The sequence below is a fragment of the Paenibacillus sp. V4I7 genome, assembly GCF_030817275.1.
GTDB lineage: Bacteria > Bacillota > Bacilli > Paenibacillales > NBRC-103111 > Paenibacillus_E.
The window spans coordinates 3867085-3882180 of record NZ_JAUSZD010000002.1; the positions used below are offsets into that span (position 1 = coordinate 3867085).

Consider the following 15096-nt stretch of genomic DNA (forward strand, 5'->3'; position numbering starts at 1 on the left):
ACTGACTTCGTAAGCAATCGCTGAGTTTTGCGTTAGCAAAACTTTCATCGTAAGCATATGTAGAGTTTTGCTGCTAGCAAAACAAATTTCCTAAACCGAAGAAGTGGTTTACGTTATTTATTACTCACCCTCCATTTTGAAAGCGCTATCCTGCTGAAATTAAAGCTGGATGGATAATCGCTTGATAAGTGCCGTCACTGCAAAGCTTTCCTCCGTCGAGTCCGATAAGCACCTTAGACGCTTCAATATGCAAATGATTATGGGTGATCACCACCTTATCCGGTTTAATGGCCAGCATGAATTGGGTATTCCGATTAACGCCACGGTATGGCACGAGACGTAAGCGGTCCTGCCAAACAAATTCCTCCACACCCAAACCACTTATGATCTGATCAACATCTGCCGATCGAATCCTTTGGAGCCATTCTACAGGTAATACATCCCCCCACTCAGACACTTCCATGACCATTACAGGGGTTCGTGTTAACGGGTCATACAATTGATTTCCCGTATCAATTAAACCTTTGCAAGAGGCTGTATAATCACCCACGTGAATCGTTACTTCCGCCAAATAAGATGTCAACACCTCACGCTGTTTCGAGCTCTGAAATACGGTTCTGAACCACCACAATAAAGGTAGCAGCAACACAAGCACAAACAGGATACCTCCAACCTGCAGCTGAAACATGGCCACACCGGTTTGCGTAAACACAATCCCCTTCATCACATCGGATGAGGATGCCAGTACATAATGAATGCCGAACATACCACCGGCTACAGCAAAATTCACTAAAAGGAACGTTCCGATGTTTCTTAATAAATTTTGTAAGGAGCCAAACCCAAAAGCAGTCATAATCATACCGATACAGAACATACATTTCACAGAAAATGTAAAAAGAAACAACGGCACTGGCAAGAACATAATGACCACATAGGAAGCTCCCAAAACCGACGAACCTACGATTCTCCACCACTTGAACGATATTTTCCGCGTTTTAGCCGTTACGAGAAGCATGGCCGCATCTATCAGAAAGTTCAGCAGGAAAATGAGATCCGCATAGACGACCACAATTTCCTCACCTCCAAGACGGATGCTATTATAGTAATTTTTCTGACGAAACTTTAAGGTTCTAAATCAGTATATGGGAATCTAAATTCAAAGTCTGTCTAAACTTGCTAGTAGGATGATACTTTTTTTGTCAGTTGGCGCGGCCTATCCTGAGCTAGAAAAGCCCTAGGAACAAGAAAAAACCGAAGCCTCTACATCATGTAGGGCTTCGGTCTCTTTACAATTATTGTGTAATTATTTGTCGGTATTCCGTCCGCGATTACGCAGAAACGTCGGAATATCTAATTGATCGTTTGAAGGTTGTGAACCAAAGGGTTTCAAATTGTTCAACCGATTGTCTGGAGCAGGAGTTTCTGGTTGACCTGTGCCAGGACGTTTGATGGGTTGATGAACAGGTGCTGCCTTATGCTCGAAACCAGTTGCAATAACAGTAACGAGAATTTCATCCTTGAGTTTATCATCAATAACAGCTCCGAAAATCATGTTCACTTCGATATCAGATGCAGATGCAACGATATCAGCTGCTTCATTGACTTCGTACAAGCTAAGATTCACGCCACCCGTAATGTTCATCAGAACCCCGCGAGCTCCTTCAATGGAAGTTTCCAACAAAGGGCTGGAGATCGCTTTTTTAGCTGCTTCAGCTGCACGATTCTCACCCGTTGCCACACCGATACCCATGAGGGCCGAGCCGCGTTCTGTCATAATCGTTTTGACATCCGCAAAATCTAGATTGATTAGTCCAGGTACTGCGATTAAGTCTGAAATCCCTTGTACACCTTGACGAAGTACGTTATCTGCTTCGCGGAAGGCTTCAAGCATAGGAGTCTTCTTATCTACAATCTCTAAAAGACGATCATTCGGGATAATAATAAGCGTATCTACCTTCTCTTTCAATGCTGCAATACCTTGCTCAGCTTGCAAAGAGCGTTTGCGTCCTTCGAACGTGAACGGACGAGTAACTACACCTACCGTTAAAGCGCCTACTTCTTTGGCGATCTCAGCAATAACCGGTGCAGCACCAGTACCCGTACCGCCACCCATGCCTGCTGTAACGAATACCATGTCTGCGCCGCGAAGCGTATTCAGAATTGTCTCCCTTGACTCTTCTGCCGCTTTCTTACCTACTTCAGGGTTTGCACCTGCACCAAGACCGCGTGTCAGTTTATCCCCGATTTGTAACTTATGTACAGACTTAGCTAAGTGTAAAGCTTGAGCATCTGTATTAACGGTGATAAACTCAACGCCTTTAACACCATTCTCGATCATTCGGTTTACTGCATTACTTCCGCCGCCACCAACACCGATGACTTTTATTTGAGCCAATTGGTCTAAATCCATATCAAATTCAAACATGTGAGTCATATCCCCCTAACTTTGCGTTCACTATATAAATTCACTGAAAAAATTTTTTACCCGTTCAAGAAAACCTGGTTTATTACTATCGGAGGATTTTTTTGCTGTTGACTTCGTTACTACTTTCTTCGAGAGCCCCGAATTCCGATTTTTCATGTACTTGGATACGAATTGAATGATACCAACGCCACTAGTGTAGGAAGGATCACGCACTCCAATGAAATCCGGAACAGCGATGCGTACAGATGTTGCAAGTTCATCTTGTGCGACCGCAAGTATGCCTGGCATACAAACGGTTCCGCCTGTAAGCACATAACCACCAGCTAAATCACCATATCCCAAACGATGAACTTCCGCACGAATCATTTGGAAAATTTCTTCAACGCGGGGTTCAATGATATTCGCGAGGTCTACTTGCGAAAACTCTTTTTCCACATTGCTTCCCATTCTCGTTACCTTAAATACTTGATCGGGCGCTGAATCATCTACAGAAGCACAACCGTATTTCAGCTTTATTTTCTCTGCGATTTCGAGCTGAGTCCGGAGTCCAATTGCGATATCATTACTGATGTACTCGCCACCGATTTGAATCGTCGACGTAGCCACAAGATTACCTTGTTCAAATACTGCAATCGTTGCTGCCCCTGCTCCTACATCAACCAGAACCGTTCCAACAGCTTTCTCATCCTTAGATAAGGCTAATTGTCCAGATGCTAGCGACATCAAGATGAGGCCTGCAACCTTCAGTTCGGATTTTTCCACAACACGGATTAAATTATGTATCCCTGTCTTCGCTCCAGTGATAATTGTCGCTTCCACTTCTAAGCGAACACCAATCATGCCACGAGGATCATTAATGCCTTCTTGTCCATCTACTAAATATTGCTTAGGTACAACTCCAATAATTTCACGTTCGGGAGGTAATGCGATGACTCTGGCCGCCTGAATAACACGATCGATATCCTCTTCTCCGATTTCTCGGTCTTCATTAGAAACAGCGACAACACCATGACTAGATTGAAGAGCAATATGATTACCTGAAATTCCTACGTAAACCTCGGAAATTTGTACGCCGACCATTCGTTCAGCATGATCAACGGCGCTGCGAATTGAATTCACAGTTTGATCAATATCAACGATTGCGCCTTTACGAATACCCTCTGACTCGGCAGATCCCACTCCTATTATATTAATGGTTCCGTTTACGACTTCCCCAATAATAGCTCGAACCTTGGATGTACCGATGTCTAAACTAACAATGATGTCATTGTTGCTCAAGCCCCTGGCACCTCCTGTAACTTGGGTAATAAAGTGAATTCCTCACAAATACTTCTATACGTATTCCACACAACCGCCATATTCCCTCTTTTTTCTACATTTTTTTTGCTAGTAAAAAAAGTCATTTGCATATCTAATCTTATTGAAGAAAAAATGATATAGATCCTGTCTAGTAACTACTTAAAACAATCTAAGGAACTGATAGAAACCTATTTAACCATAAATCTAATTTTAACATTATTTTAAGTGATTGAGTAGCCCATTAAACGTTTTTTTGTCAGGAAGGACGCACTGTTTCCTTTGGTGGCGATTTGGGCGTTGCTTTTGGAGTCGCCTTCGGGCTTGTCTTACCCCCATCTTTGTTCAAATCAGGTGTAGAACTCGGGGAATTACTCCCAGCCTTCTGACCGGTTTCATTGTTCGATTCATTCTGGGACTCTTCATTCGGTTCGAATGGAGCGTGATACTCTACTTCTAGCATTTTGATAACACCACTCGTAATATGATCTTCTTGTAAGCTTGCTATATAGGCAGGCAAATTGTCAATTTTCTCGGGTAAATAGGCAATGGTTGTATACACTTCGAATTGGGATCTTGTATACAGTTTGATCTTGTCAGGGTATGGTTCCGACGGGTCCGGTTTAATTTCGGAAATGTCAGAAAGCGCGCTCTCCGGGATTTCACCAAGCACTTTGCAAAGTGCAGCCTTATTCGGATCGCCGTCTGTCCACCCTGTCAAAATAGGCATGTCCAAAGGAATGCTTCCTGAAGAAAGCTCTACGACAGCGCCATCAGCGAGCACAGCCTGCTTCTTACCATCTGCTCCAATTTGAAACGCCACTTTAGGAAATTCTTCTACAGTAATACGGATAATGCCTGGAAATTGCTTCTTCACGAGTGCCGTTTTGATCATGGGCATCTTAGCAATGCGCTGCTGGATAGCCTGTGAGCTAACGGCAAAGAAACGATCACCTACGGCAATTTGACTAGCTTGTCCGATTGCTTCTGATGCCATAAGCTCATTCCCTTGAACTTCAATGGCACTAATTCGGCTGAGGGAGGATTGAAAAAATAAAATGATAAGAACTGTGATGAAAAAAACGAACAAGAAAATGAGCAGCTTCCGATTCGTACGCGCACGCGGCTTAGGGACAGGCAGAGTGGGTACTTTGCGGTCTTCAGACAAGATGGGCACCACCTATTATTTTCGTATGACAAACAAATGAAAACCGTGTATCCCCACCTGCAAGCAGGAAGGGATCCGCGGAAGTCATTCAAACATTCTACTCGCTTGGGACGGGTGATTGGCGATGCACGGAGGCTCCCAGCATGGAAAGCATATGTTCAATTCTATCATAGCCTCTATCAATATGATGAATTTGCTCAACGATCGTTGTGCCATGCGCAGCCAGACCGGCAATGACAAGTGCTGCACCGGCTCGCAAATCAGTCGCTTCAACTGTAGCTCCATATAACCTCGGAACCCCACGTATAAAGGCTGAGCTCATATCGACACGGATGTCCGCTCCCATACGGGAAAGTTCATCAACGTGTTTAAATCTACCTTCAAATATCGTTTCTTTCATTACGCTTAGTCCATCTGCTAGAGATAACAGCACCATGACTTGCGATTGAAGATCCGTAGGAAAGGACGGATGCGGTGAAGTAACAATTCGCTCGACCGCCTTCGGTCTTGTCGGACAGCTTACATGTATTATATCACCGTCCGTGATGATTTGAACACCTGCGCGCTTGAGGACATGAATAACCGAAGTTAAATGAGCAGGGTTCACCCTTTCGAGTGTAATGTTTCCTTTGGTCGCAGCTGCCGCAACAAGGAATGTTCCTGCTACAATGCGGTCGGGTATGATGCGATATGAACAAGGAGACAATGACTCCACTCCGCGAATCGTTATGGTGTCCGTTCCTGCGCCAATGATATCGGCGCCCATTGTGTTCAGGAAGTTTTGCAAATCCTGAATCTCTGGTTCACGGGCAGCATTGTAAATCGTTGTGATGCCCTCTGCCTTAACAGCAGCCATCATAATATTTTCTGTAGCACCAACGCTTGGGAAGTCTAGAACAATCTCGCTGCCTTGCAATGAATCTGCGGTGCAAACAATTTTGTTGGCAAATTCTTCAATGTTGGCTCCGAGAGCCTGCAAACCTTTAAGGTGCAAATCGATTTTACGTTCACCGATCGCGCAGCCACCTGGTTGATATACCGTAACACTGCCGAATCTAGCGAGTAGCGGACCCATTAGAAAGATGGAGGAACGCATCTGCCCCATCAATTCTTCTGGGATATGAGAGGAATTAGCTGTGGATGTTGTGATAGATACCATATCCCCTTGCTGCTCAGCACGACAGCCTAGCGCGCGAAGAATGCGCAGCATGGTGTCGATATCGAGCAAATTAGGAACATTATGCAGAGTATGAGTGCCGCTAGCCAGGATGCAGGCTGCTAAAATTGGTAATGCGGCGTTTTTCGCGCCGTGTATCTGGATGGCTCCCGTAAGAGGTCTTCCACCTTCGATAACGAGCTTCTCCAAAGTTCCACCTCCGATTTACCTCTCACCCATCACCAGAACTTCCGGTACTAGCGATATGCCGTACTGATTCTGTACGATTAGCTGTACCTCGCCTATGAGAGTGAGAACGTCCTCGGCTGTAGCATCTCCGGTATTAACAATGAAATTGGCGTGAAGCTTAGAAATTTCAGCTCCACCGACACGTTTGCCTTTCAGGCCAGCTTCTTCGATGAGCTTGGCTGCGAATCCCCCTTCGGGGTTTCGAAATACACTCCCAGCGCAAGCTAATTGAAGCGGTTGCGTACGGAGGCGTCGATCCCGGTAAGCCGCCATGGCTCCCGCAATTTCTTTGCGCTCTCCAACCTGTAATTCAAAGACAGCTTCCGTTACAATGCCGGGCATTGTTTGTAGAATGGAATGTCGATAGGCATACTGCAAATCCTCCGCCTTCAATGTGACCAATTCCCCTGTGTCCAGGATGACTTCAGCCTGCTTGAGTATGCGTGACACATCGGACCCATGAGCCCCTGCATTCATGTAGACGGCGCCTCCCACAGAACCGGGAATGCCAGAAGCAAACTCCAGTCCGGTTAAACCTTCTTTGGCCGCTAGTACGGACAATTTAATGAACGAATAGGAACCACCTGCGTAGACCATCGCATCATCAAAGCGAAGCGTTTCTAACGCATTGCCAAGTTTAATAACGACCCCTCTAATGCCTTTATCACTTACAAGCAGGTTAGATCCTCTACCAATGACCGTCCATGGAACACCGCGTTCATATAGAAATCGGATGACAGCAGCTACCTGCTCTTTCGTTTGGGGGATAACGAGGCAATCAGCCGGACCGCCGATTTTCCATGTCGTATAAGGGGCTAGTCGTTCATTCGTTCGAATCTCGCCAATATTTGCTGCCTGTAAGTCGGATATTAACTGTTGCATGGGAAAACCTCCTTCACAGAACGTAGGGCGAAATTATCTTGAAAAGCAGCTTCAAGCTTCATAATTTCATAATACGGACCGAGTCGAAGATGGCCGGTCTTCGTTGTTTGGCGCCATATTAAGCCTTAGGTGTCTGTCACGGTTATAGTGTAGTTTATGTAAAATCGGATAGAGTGTGACAATCGCCTATTCGGTTTAGCAAAATCAAGTTGATAAGCTATAGGTTTCAATCAGTTTTACGATCGATGCAACCGCATCGCTTTCTTTGCGCGATTGCATGGCTGCCTTGTGGGTCTCTCGATTCGCATGGAGAGCTTCCACACGCTCAGCAAGCGTATCGGCTGTTAAAGCCTCTTCTTGTAGAACGTCGGCGTAGCCAGCTTTCTGAAATGATTCTGCATTTAGAATCTGGTCTCCTCGACTTGCCTGCAGCGATAAAGGAATAAGCAGCATCGGCTTTTCCATGACTAAAAATTCATAAATAGATGTGGCACCAGCCCGGGAAATAACAAGCTCTGTCATTGCCAAAATATCTGGGAGCTCCTCATTCAAATACTCAAATTGTTTATACCCCCGAGTATTGGCGAGCTCTGACGCAATATTGCCTTTCCCGCATAGATGTACAATCTGAAACTGAGGTAGTAATCGCTCTAGGCTGCCTCTGACAGCTTGGTTAATCACTTGCGAGCCTAGGCTGCCACCCATCACCAAAATAACCGGTTTCTGTGTATGAAAATCACAAAGTTGGTAAGCGCGAGACGCTTTACCACTTAGAATGTGTTCACGAATGGGTAAACCTGTTAGCTCCGCCTTGTCTCTTTGAACATGCTGTAAAGACTCCGGAAAGGTAACGCAAACCTTGGTTGCAAAAGGAATTGAAATTTTGTTCGCAAGCCCTGGCGTTATATCGGACTCATGAATAATCACCGGAATCTTGTTCATCCGACTGCCAAGAACAACCGGGACGGAAACGAACCCGCCTTTCGAAAAGACAATGGCGGGCTTCAAACGACGGAGCAATCTATAAGACTCATAGACGCCTTTCATCACTCTGAAAGGGTCTTTGAAATTTTTCAGATCAAAATATCGACGTAATTTCCCAGACGAAATCGAGTAAAAAGGTACCCCTTCGCGTTCAATGATGTCTTTCTCGATGCCCGTAGCTGAACCTATGTATTTAATTTCCCAACCTAACTGAGCAAGCTTATGCATCAGCGCTATGTTAGGTGTAACATGCCCTGCGGAGCCTCCTCCGGTAAAGACAATCGTTTTCATTCCCCTGTCACCTCGAATAGCGGGATATATTGAGCAGGATGCCGACCGATGTCAGCATAAGCGTCAATGAAGACCCTCCTGCACTTATGAATGGCAAAGTAATGCCGGTTACCGGGAACATCCCAATAACAACACCAATATTAATAATGACTTGAACGGCAATCATACCGATAATGCCTACAGCGATCAAACTGGCAAACGTATCCGGAGCAGTAATAGCTGCCCGCATTCCGCGCCATACAAGAATCGTAAAGAGCAGCAGCACAAGCGTACCGCCGATAAATCCAAGTTCCTCAGCAATAATGGAGAAAATGAAATCAGTTTGCGGCTCTGGCAAATAGCTGTACTTCTGACGGCTCATACCTAGACCAAGCCCTACAAGACCTCCCGGTCCAATAGCATAGAGCGATTGAATCGACTGATAACCTGCACCTAAGGGATCCTGCCACGGATCCAAGAATGCTGTAATTCGCTTCAAACGGTATGGGGCAGCAATGACGAGCCCGATAAAACCCGCAACCCCTATCATACCTAGATACGAGAGATGAAGCAATCTCGCCCCCGAAGTGTAAATGATGAGCAGCGATGCTCCGACGAGAACGGCACCTGTTCCAAGGTCTGGCTGAAGCATAATGAGACCGAACGCTAAGCCCATGATGCCAAGCGGTGGCAATAAGCCTTTTTTGAATAATGTTATTTTCGCTTGATGCTCAGATAACATGTTGGATAGATAGAGTATCATCCCAATTTTCATAAATTCGGACGGCTGAATGCCGAAGGCACCAATACCTAACCAGCTTCTAGCTCCACCTCGAACAACCCCGATGCCGGGAATTAGAACGATAATCAGCATGGCAAAGCAAATAAAAAGCGCTAATCTGGCAAACCTTTTCCAAACTAAATAATCAACATTCATCGTAAAAAACATGGCGATAACACCTAAAACAGCAAAGATAAATTGACGTTTCAAGTAATACAGGGAGTCGCCAAATTCGCGAAACGCAAGAACACTGCTAGCGCTGTAAACCATAATAACGCCAATTGTCAAAAGCAACAAGGTTGGAATAATAATCCAAATGTCAGGAGCGGACCGTGCTTTACCCATAACAGACACCTCTTCGTGTGTTGTGGGCGTCATCCATGATACCTATCAGCAAGCAGCGACAGTATCGCTAGCCAGACAGCATATGTGGATAAGCCCTATTTAAAGGTTATGCACGGACTCCTTAAACATGCGTCCCCTGTCCTCATAGGAGGGGAACATATCCCAGCTTGCACAAGCAGGTGAAAGTAGAACAATATCTCCGGGTTCACTCATTTGCCAGGCTAGCTGAACGGCTTGCGACACCGCGTCCGCTGCATCCTTAGCAGTATCGACGGTTTGAATGCGGCTAATCCCTGCCAGCTTGGCAATATGCGTAATTTTCTCTTTCGTTTGACCTAAAGTAACGATACCTTTAATTCGCTCACGGAAAGTAGGCAGAAGTTCCATATAATCCGACCCACGATCCAATCCTCCTGCTATTAAGACAACACGCTGGTTAAACGCCTCGATTGACTTTATCGAAGCCGCTGCATTCGTGGCTTTGGAATTGTTATAGAAGGTCACATCATTCAGCTCTCTAACGAGCTCCAGACGGTGTTCTACGCCTTGGAAGCTTCTAAGCACATCTGCTATGGCATCCAGCTGAACACCCGCCGTAATGGCTGCTGCCGCCGCCGCTAACGCGTTCTCGACGTTAAAGCTGCCTGGGATCCCCATTTCACTTGCCGGCATAATCGGCTGCACTTGGCCTAGTCCATTTGCGTAAACAATGACCTCTGTCTCTACATCGAAGTAGACACCAAAAGAGAGCTTCTCTTTCATAGAAAAAGGGAATAGCTTAGCCTTCAGATTAGGAATTAAAGACTGACACACCTCATCATCCCAATTCAGAATCGCCGTATCTTCTTCGGTTTGATTTGCAAATAATCTAGCTTTCGAAGCGATATAGTCATCCATCGAACCATGATAATCCAAATGAGTTTCGTACACATTTAACAAAAGTGCAATCGTAGGACGGAAAGAAGTCGTTCCTTTCAGTTGAAAGCTGCTGAGCTCAACAACCATCCAGTTATCAGCTGTAACTTCAGGCGCAGCCTCTGTTAATGCACGCCCAATATTACCCGCTACAACGGGAGATAAACCAGCTGCGTCCAGCATTAAACCAATCAATGTTGTCGTTGTGGTCTTACCATTCGAACCCGTAATACCAATAATTGGAGCTTCACAGAATTGATAAGCAACCTCAACCTCAGTCACGACTTCGATTCCTAGCTCTTCTGCCTTGCGAATCGGCTCAACCGTATATGGAATTCCTGGGTTCTTCACAACGAGAGAAATACCCGCATGCACCAAGGACTCCGGATGAAAGCCGCATACAACAGAAATACCCAGAGCCTCTAATTCGTCGGCTTCAGGGCATGCGCTTCGCTCTTTTTTATCGTTGACCGTGACCAAGGCTCCTTTTTGATGAAAAAGCTTAGCTGCAGCGACACCGCTGCGAGCCAAGCCCAAAATAATGACTTCAAGTCCACGATAATCCCGCGGATGTTTCATGCTCTACAACACCTCATTCATATATAATCCGAGTACAGCAAGCACGAGACCTACGACCCAGAATGTGATAACAACACGCCATTCCGACCAACCCACCAATTCGAAGTGGTGATGGATCGGACTCATTTTGAAAACACGCTTGCCTCTCGTCTTGAAAGAAACAACTTGGATCACAACAGAAAGGATTTCAACCAAGAACACACCGCCAACAATAGCAAGCAGCAGCTCAGCTTTGGTCAAAATGGCAACAGCCACAAGGCCGCCACCAATCCCGAGCGAGCCTGTGTCACCCATAAATACTTTGGCTGGATGGGCATTAAAAACAAGAAAACCGAGTACGGCCCCTACCATGGCTGCCGAAAATATAGCCGCTTCTGGCTGCGTATTATTCATAGCAATAACCGTATAAGCACCAAAAGCAATGGCACTTGTCCCTGCAAGCAGTCCATCAAGACCATCTGTAAAATTCACCGCATTCGATGCACCCAACATAAGAATAGCCATTAACGGAAAGTACAACCAGCCCGGGTTGAAGTGGAACGCCACAAATGGAATATATAAGTCCGTGCTTTGTCCTTGCATGACAAGCAGGTAACAGACGATAGCGGAGATCAAGAGCTGACCGAACAGCTTTTGTTTCGCTGTAAGACCAAGTGAGCGCTTGAAAATAATTTTGATATAATCGTCGAGAAAGCCTACTAATCCATAGCCTAATGAGGCTATTAACAGGATTAGAAGATCCGTATTTTTATCAGCAAAACGAAGCGTAGCAAGGGCCAGCGCGAGTAAAATAATGACCCCGCCCATCGTCGGTGTCCCTTGTTTCTTTAGATGTCCTTGCGGGCCATCCTCACGAATTTGTTGTCCGAATTTCATACGCCGCAAAATGGGTATAAAAAGCGGTCCCATAATAAGCGCAAGCACAAAAGCTACGCCCATCGTTAATAAAATTGCGTTTTCCACGTTGGTTCCCCCTGCTCGTTTTCGTCTTTCGAAAACGATCTACTGTTTCATCCTATAATTAATTACAAGCACCATCTAGGCGAGTAAGGCATTAACCACTTGCTCGAGACGCATGCCTCGCGAGCCTTTTACGAGCACAAGATCCTCAGCTTGTGCGATTGCGGCGAGCTCTGCCGCGAGCTGCTCTTTATCATCGAAGGCACGCACGCAAGCCTTCGGGAATTGCTGAGCCGCTTCATCCGCGATGAAGCGGCCAAGACGGCCGAACGTGAAGACGTAGTCTACACGTTCCGGAGACAACACCCGGCCAATGCCGCGATGAAACTGCTCTTCGTGCTCGCCAAGCTCCAGCATGTCGCCGAGCACGAGGAACTTGCGACCGAAGCCGCGCAGCTGCTCGGTCAAGTCAATCGCAGCCCGCATGGATGCCGGGCTGGCGTTATACGCATCGTTAAGCACAGTCAGCCCCGAGGCTGCTGTCAGCTTCTCGATGCGCATGCTTGTCATCTGCAGCGAGCGAAGCCCCGCTGCAATTCCCTCAGGCGAGACGCCGAAGGCTTCGCCGATGGCAATGGCTGCTAACGCATTAATTACATTATGCGTACCAAGCAAGGGAATGAACAATTCTGGGTAACCCGTTGAATTGATCTGGAAGTACGCCCCGTCCGCATCCATCCGGATGTCGGTCGGGAACAGATCATTGTCCGCGCCGCTGCCAAAGCGGATACGACGCAGCCCCTCTGGCAGGCTAGTTGGTGACTCCGCTGCCTGCCCGTCGAGGCTTCGCTCCGCGAGGGCCTGTTCAATAAGTGGTTCGTCGCCGTTGTAGACGAACAGCCCACCGCTGGGCATTCCACTAACGATTTCGGCCTTAGCCCGAGCGATTTCTTCCCGCGAGCCAAGCTGAAGCATGTGCGATTCGCCGATCATCGTAATGATCGACGCTTCCGGCTCGGCCAGATGGGATAGCAGCTCGATCTCGCCACGTCCACTCATCCCCATCTCGACCACAGCAAATTGCGTAGTTTCCTCAAGCTCGAGCAGCGTGAGGGGTAAACCAATATGATTATTCAGGTTTCCCTTCGTCTTATGCACTTGAAACGTACTACCCAAAACGGCCGCAACTAAGTCTTTGGTTGTCGTTTTGCCGTTACTCCCCGTAATGCCAATAATGCGAACCGGCAGCTGCTTGCGATAAGACTTAGCCAACTGCTGCAGGGCTGTTAGCGTATCCTTGACGCGAATGATGGGCATGCCTTCTGGGGGGTGAGGATGGTCATCTTGCCATAAGGCAGCCGCAGCGCCCTTGCTGTAAGCCTCTGCGGCATAAGCGTGACCATCATAATGATCACCGATCAGCGGTACAAACAGACTTCCTGGTCGTATTGTTCGTGTGTCGGTAGATATGCCTATTATTGGAATGTCCCTTGGTGTTGACGCCCAGGACACCTGCACTCTCTCATCGCCTAGCATGTCTGTCATTTGTTCCAGCGTGCGCTCTATCATCGTTCTCTCCCCCTTATCGCAGCCTTAGCCACCAATCGATCATCGAAATCATGCTTGACCCCCATGACATCCTGATACGTTTCGTGGCCTTTTCCCGCTATCAATATTACATCCTTAGGGCCTGCCCCTTCAATAGCCTTTTGTATCGCTTTTTTGCGATCCGCGATTAATTCGTACTGTTCCTTTGGGTAATTTACCTCTTTTAAACCAGGAACGATATCAGCTAGAATGGCATCTGGATTTTCCGTTCGCGGATTATCTGAAGTCACATATAAATAATCACTATACTTAGCGGTAACCTTACCCATTAGTGGACGTTTCGTGCGGTCGCGGTTACCACCGCAGCCAAACACCGTGATTACTTTACCTTCAGCAAAGTCACGTACAGTAGACAGGGCATTCTCTAGTCCATCTGGGGTATGCGCATAATCAACCAAGACTAAGTAATCCTGTCCCTCATTCACAACCTCCATGCGTCCATCTACTACCGTAATATCTTCTAAACTATTCCGGATCGCTTCAAGGGGAATCCCTTCAGCAAGTGTCGCAGCAATGGACCCGAGCGCATTGTAAACGTTGAATTTACCAACCAACTTCATTCTGAAAAAAGCCTCTCCCGCGAAGGAAATAAGCTTAAACTCCGTGCCTTGGGCTGTAATTCGAATATTTGCCGCCTTTACATCACACTCGCTCTCTATCCCATATGTAATAATTTGCGCGGCTGTCAGCTTACTGAACGTATGGGAAGCAGCGTCATCCGCATTTAGAATAGCATACTGACGCTCCTTGAGATCGGCAGAAAAACCATTCCCCAATCTAGAGAAGAGCAGGCCTTTTGCCGCTGCGTAAGCATCCATTGTTTTGTGATAATCTAAATGATCTTGCGTTAAATTCGTAAAAATACCTGAACGGAAATGAATGCCCTTTACTCGACCTAATTCCAAGGCATGGCTGGACACTTCCATAATGCAGTAATCCGTCTTCTGTTCACGCATCTGCCGAAAGCTGCGCTGTAGATCGACGGCTTCTAGCGTTGTGCGCTCCATTTCCGTATACGTATCTCCAATTTTCATTTGAATCGTTCCCATAAGTCCCGTCGTAAAGCCTTGATCCCGCAATATTTTCTCAATTAAATAAGTCGATGTCGTTTTGCCATTCGTACCTGTAATACCAATTAACTTCAGTTCTTTGCTGGGATAGCCATAGAAATGGGCTGATAAAGCCGCCATTGCATATCTCGCATCTTTCACAACAAGCTGAGGAATTGGCAAGTCAAGCACTCTTTCCGTTACAAGCGCAGAAGCCCCAAGTGCAATCGCTTTTGGGGCATAATCGTGACCATCTGCTGTCAGTCCAGGGATACATAAAAACAAATCCCCTGTTTTAATTTTACGAGAGTCTGCTTCAATCCCAGTAATCTCTGTTTCAGCATCTCCATGTATGTGGGTAATGAGCAGTGCGGAAGCAAGCTCCTGAAGTTTCATGAGCAACCCTCTCCTTAACGTTATTGCTACCTATTATTGACAATTTTATGCCTATGGAAAAGCTAAACATGTCTTACTCCAAATCTTTTTTCC

The 15096-nt window shown here is 46.4% G+C and carries 12 protein-coding genes; all 12 read right to left on the reverse strand.

Features of this window, described 5'->3' with window-relative positions:
- Window positions 1–145 precede the first annotated feature (145 nt).
- Window positions 146–1069, reverse strand: a complete 924-nt coding sequence (gene spoIIGA / locus QFZ80_RS19110) for a sigma-E processing peptidase SpoIIGA (RefSeq protein ID WP_307555169.1) — start codon at window positions 1067–1069, stop codon at window positions 146–148.
- Window positions 1070–1303: 234 nt separating this feature from the next.
- A complete protein-coding gene (gene ftsZ, locus QFZ80_RS19115; protein ID WP_029196512.1) occupies window positions 1304–2425 on the reverse strand; it encodes a cell division protein FtsZ in 1122 nt (373 codons plus the stop codon).
- 30 nt (window positions 2426–2455) lie between these two features.
- Window positions 2456–3703, reverse strand: a complete 1248-nt coding sequence (gene ftsA / locus QFZ80_RS19120; RefSeq protein ID WP_307555167.1) for a cell division protein FtsA — start codon at window positions 3701–3703, stop codon at window positions 2456–2458.
- Between the two features lie 277 nt (window positions 3704–3980).
- The gene (locus tag QFZ80_RS19125; RefSeq protein WP_307560513.1) at window positions 3981–4889 is read right to left on the reverse strand and encodes a cell division protein FtsQ/DivIB; all 909 of its coding nucleotides are present in this window, start codon (window positions 4887–4889) and stop codon (window positions 3981–3983) included.
- 97 nt (window positions 4890–4986) lie between these two features.
- Window positions 4987–6255: a UDP-N-acetylglucosamine 1-carboxyvinyltransferase gene (gene murA / locus QFZ80_RS19130; protein WP_307555163.1), complete on the reverse strand. Its 1269-nt coding sequence runs from the start codon at window positions 6253–6255 to the stop codon at window positions 4987–4989.
- Window positions 6256–6270: 15 nt separating this feature from the next.
- Entirely contained in the window at window positions 6271–7176 is a 906-nt protein-coding gene (murB, locus tag QFZ80_RS19135; protein WP_307555162.1) for a UDP-N-acetylmuramate dehydrogenase, read from the reverse strand.
- A gap of 204 nt (window positions 7177–7380) precedes the next feature.
- Entirely contained in the window at window positions 7381–8451 is a 1071-nt protein-coding gene (locus QFZ80_RS19140; protein WP_307555159.1) for an undecaprenyldiphospho-muramoylpentapeptide beta-N-acetylglucosaminyltransferase, read from the reverse strand.
- Between the two features lie 7 nt (window positions 8452–8458).
- Window positions 8459–9556, reverse strand: a complete 1098-nt coding sequence (gene spoVE, locus QFZ80_RS19145) for a stage V sporulation protein E (protein ID WP_307555157.1) — start codon at window positions 9554–9556, stop codon at window positions 8459–8461.
- 99 nt (window positions 9557–9655) lie between these two features.
- Window positions 9656–11050, reverse strand: coding sequence for a UDP-N-acetylmuramoyl-L-alanine--D-glutamate ligase (murD, locus tag QFZ80_RS19150; RefSeq protein ID WP_307555155.1), 1395 nt, complete (start codon window positions 11048–11050; stop codon window positions 9656–9658).
- Between the two features lie 3 nt (window positions 11051–11053).
- Entirely contained in the window at window positions 11054–11989 is a 936-nt protein-coding gene (gene mraY / locus QFZ80_RS19155) for a phospho-N-acetylmuramoyl-pentapeptide-transferase (RefSeq protein WP_307556106.1), read from the reverse strand.
- 99 nt (window positions 11990–12088) lie between these two features.
- Window positions 12089–13519, reverse strand: coding sequence for a UDP-N-acetylmuramoyl-tripeptide--D-alanyl-D-alanine ligase (locus tag QFZ80_RS19160; RefSeq protein ID WP_307560515.1), 1431 nt, complete (start codon window positions 13517–13519; stop codon window positions 12089–12091).
- Window positions 13516–15003, reverse strand: coding sequence for a UDP-N-acetylmuramoyl-L-alanyl-D-glutamate--2,6-diaminopimelate ligase (locus tag QFZ80_RS19165; protein ID WP_307555151.1), 1488 nt, complete (start codon window positions 15001–15003; stop codon window positions 13516–13518). Before QFZ80_RS19165 ends, QFZ80_RS19160 begins: the two co-directional genes overlap by 4 nt.
- Window positions 15004–15096 lie beyond the last annotated feature (93 nt).